Origin of the sequence: Actinoalloteichus spitiensis RMV-1378 (genome assembly GCF_000239155.1) — a bacterium.
GTDB lineage: Bacteria > Actinomycetota > Actinomycetes > Mycobacteriales > Pseudonocardiaceae > Actinoalloteichus_B > Actinoalloteichus_B spitiensis.
In genome coordinates, this window is the sequence record NZ_AGVX02000629.1 from 1 (window position 1) to 3,089 (window position 3,089).

The 3,089-nt window shown below is 73.0% G+C and carries 3 protein-coding genes and 1 pseudogene; 2 read left to right on the plus strand and 2 right to left on the minus strand.

Going from position 1 to position 3,089, the window contains the following annotated elements; translation table 11 throughout:
* A pseudogene (locus ACTIDRAF_RS30650) lies at positions 1-370 on the minus strand (hypothetical protein); the annotation flags it as partial.
* A gap of 308 nt (positions 371-678) precedes the next feature.
* A complete protein-coding gene (locus ACTIDRAF_RS0222980; RefSeq protein ID WP_016701054.1) occupies positions 679-1,821 on the minus strand; it encodes a CapA family protein in 1,143 nt (380 codons plus the stop codon).
* A gap of 241 nt (positions 1,822-2,062) precedes the next feature.
* Here ACTIDRAF_RS0222980 and ACTIDRAF_RS0222985 point away from each other — a divergent pair, with 241 nt between their 5' ends.
* Both ACTIDRAF_RS0222985 and ACTIDRAF_RS0222990 read left to right on the plus strand, forming a co-directional pair.
* Complete coding sequence (locus tag ACTIDRAF_RS0222985) at positions 2,063-2,467, plus strand: hypothetical protein (protein WP_157163226.1); 405 nt, start codon at positions 2,063-2,065, stop codon at positions 2,465-2,467.
* Positions 2,468-2,666: 199 nt separating this feature from the next.
* Positions 2,667-2,888 (plus strand): PspC domain-containing protein, encoded by a 222-nt coding sequence (locus ACTIDRAF_RS0222990; protein ID WP_016701056.1) that lies wholly within the window; start codon positions 2,667-2,669, stop codon positions 2,886-2,888.
* The last annotated feature ends 201 nt before the right edge of the window (positions 2,889-3,089 follow it).

Genomic DNA, 3,089 nt, shown 5'->3' on the forward strand with positions numbered 1-3,089 from the left:
CGCCCCCGTCGCTGGCCGTGGTGCGCAGGGCGACCACGCCCGAACCGGGGTTCCGGAGGCTGACCAGCCATTCGGGGCCGTCTGCCTCGACACGGGCGGCCGACCAGGTCTCCCCGCCGTCCGACCGGCCCTCGGCCATGCGGACCCCGGTGACCGCGAGCAGCCCGTCGTCGTCACAGCGCACGAAGACCTGGTCGCCCGTGACCAGGGTCACCCGAGCGGGGGCGCCGTCCCTCGGGCTCTGGGCCGGAGGCGTGTCGGCGGCCGCCGCCGCCCCGTCCGGTGACGCCGCTGCCGTGGCCGGCCCCAGCGCGGCGCCGAGCAGGCACAGGGCGGCCAGGGTGGCGATCCTCGATCTTGGTAAGCCCATGAGCTCACTTCCTCGTTGACTTCTGGTGTCCTCATCAACACAGGCCGTGAGGTGTGGGCGTTGCACGCGTGGCCGATGTCGGCCAAGGGTCGTGGGCTCTCCAGCCGGCGGTTGCGCGGCGTCCTGCTCTGGCGACCCGGCGCCCGGGTAACGCCGGGACGCTGCTCCCCCGGATGGCGGCTCTGCCCCTCGGAGCGGCCTCCACCGCGCACCCGTCCCGGCAGCCGGGTGCCACGCGGGACGTCCGCGCCGCCCCCACCACCGAGACCGCCGGCGCCGGGAGCGGGAGGCAGTGGACGGCCGGGGGCTCAGCCGGTGTAGCGGGTGAGGCCGTGCTCGGCTCCTCCCCGGCTGAGGACGACCTCCTCGGTCCGCGCCAGCGCCTCCGCACGACCGGGTACCTCGATGTCGGCGGTGGTGAGATCCACCAGGCGGATGGGCGGCCCCAGTTCGACCAGGGTCGGCACGTACTCCGCGACGGTGACCGCCCAGTCGCCGGTCTCGTCCCGCTCGAAGGTGAACCGCGCGGCCACCCCCTCCTCGGTGATGCCGCGCGGCTCGGCGTGCCTGGCCACGTGGTTGCCGAGCCCGTAGGTGACCCACTTGCCGTTGATGTGCTCGAACGGCTGCACCGAGTGGGCGTGGTGGCCGATGATCAGGTCGATCGCGTCGTCGGCCAGCAACAGCTCGGCGAGGTCCTGCTGCTCCTGGGTCGGCTCGTGCACGTACTCCACCCCCCAGTGCAGGCTGGCTACCACCACCTCGGCGCCGGCCTCCCTGGCTCGGCGGGCCCCGGCGAGGATCTCCTCCGGGTCGAGGGTGTTGGACATCCAGGGCTTGCCCTCGGGGAGCGGCAGTCCGTTGAAGCTGAAGGTGTGGGAGATGTGCGCGACGAGCGCGCCGTTCACCTCGCGGACGAGCGGGGTGAGGGCCTCCTCCTCGGTCCTGGCGGCTCCCGCCTGGCCGAGCCCCGCGTCTTCCAGGGCTTCCAGGGTGCGGATGACCCCCTCCTCGCCCTGGTCGACGGTGTGGTTGGACGCGGTCGTGCAGACGTCGTACCCGGTGGCGGCCAGTCCCGTGACGACCTCCGGTGGCGCGCTGAACCTGGGCCATCCGAGGAACGGGCCCTCGACGGGGGCGATCGGCACCTCCAGGTGGCACAGCGCCACGTCGGCGTCCTCCACCAGGGGAGCCACCCCGGCGAACAGGGGCCGGAAGTCCCGCTCCCCCTCGCCCGTCTCCACGGCGTCCAGCTCCGCCTGCTCGGTCAGGGCGGGGTGGACGAGGACGTCGCCGGTGGCGACCAGCACGAACGTGTCGTCGGGTGCCTGGGCCGCTCCAGACCCGGCGGCGTCCAGCTCGGGAGGCCGGGCCACCACCGGTGATCCCCCGGTGCAGCCGGCCGCGAGCAGGGACAGGGCAAGTGCCAGCACCGGCACCCGGTAGCGCATCTCGGTCCTCCAGCCGACACCAGTACGGCAGTAGCCCGGTGGGGCCACGCCGGTCACGCCCTGGCAGCAATGACCGGCAGCACCAACCGTACGAGTGTCCCCTGGGAGAGCGCTTACAAATACTCTGGGTAGCACCATCGCCCAGCGGCCGAGTGTTTTGTACGCTGGATCCACCCATACGGCCCAACCACTGGTGCCAACCCGTCACCCGCTACGAGGGGTGATCAGTGAGGGGAACCCGATGCCGGCGACGCGAAGCTTCTACTTCTACCGGCGGGTGGCCGGGAACGACGCCGTCTACGGTGCGTGCACGAACCAGATCGAGTTGAGCGAGGACAGGAGCCGGCTGCACCTCAGGCTTGCCTCGACCGCGAAATTCGCGGTCACCCTGGAATGGCGCGGCCTCTTCCACCTGATCGAGGCGCTCAGCACGGGGATGCGCTTCGGAGTGGCCTGCCGGCACGAGACCGAGGGGCCCCTCACCCTCGCCGTCGAACCCGAGGGGAACACCATGACGTTGTCGCTGCGCGTCGAGGGCAGCCCGATCACCGTCGGTTTCGACCCCCGGCAGACGACCGAACTGGTCAGCCACCTGCGCACGGGCCTCCGGCACATCGAGGCGACGAGACCGGGGCGCCTGCTCTGAACGCCCACCTCCGCCGGGAGGCGGCCGCGCCCCGGCTCCCCCGGTGGCGCCGCGCTCACTCGCGGCCGGGACCAACGGTCGCCGTTGCGGCGTACCGCCCCGTGGGGACCCGGTCCCCCGGGTCCCCGGCGGTCGGTCAAGGGGCGGGATCGGGGCGATCCCCGATGGATCCGCGAGGCGGACCGGCCAGAGTGGTGGCATGGCTGACGGGAGCTTCACCACCAGAATCCGACGCCGGTTCCGCAGGAGCACCGCCGACCGCATGCTCGGTGGGGTCTGCGGAGGGATATCCGACCTGACCGGTGTCGACAGCCCCCTTGTCCGGGTGGGTTTCCTGGTGCTCACCCTGGCGAGCTTCGGCACCGCCGCCGTGCTCTACCTGGGCTGTTGCCTGCTCGTGCCCGAAGAGGGCACCGACTGACCAACCGGCGCCGCCCGGCCTGGTCGAGCGGGGGCACGGCGGGTCGTGGACCTGGTCCCGACCGCCCTGCCCCCTCGGGACGGTCCACCAGCCCCCGGCGGGCCGGAGGAGGACCGGTGCCGGTGTCCGGGCTCCACGGGGCAACCGCCCCACCGGCCGCGGAACACGGCGAAGGGGCCGGCCCGCGAGACGCGGACCGGC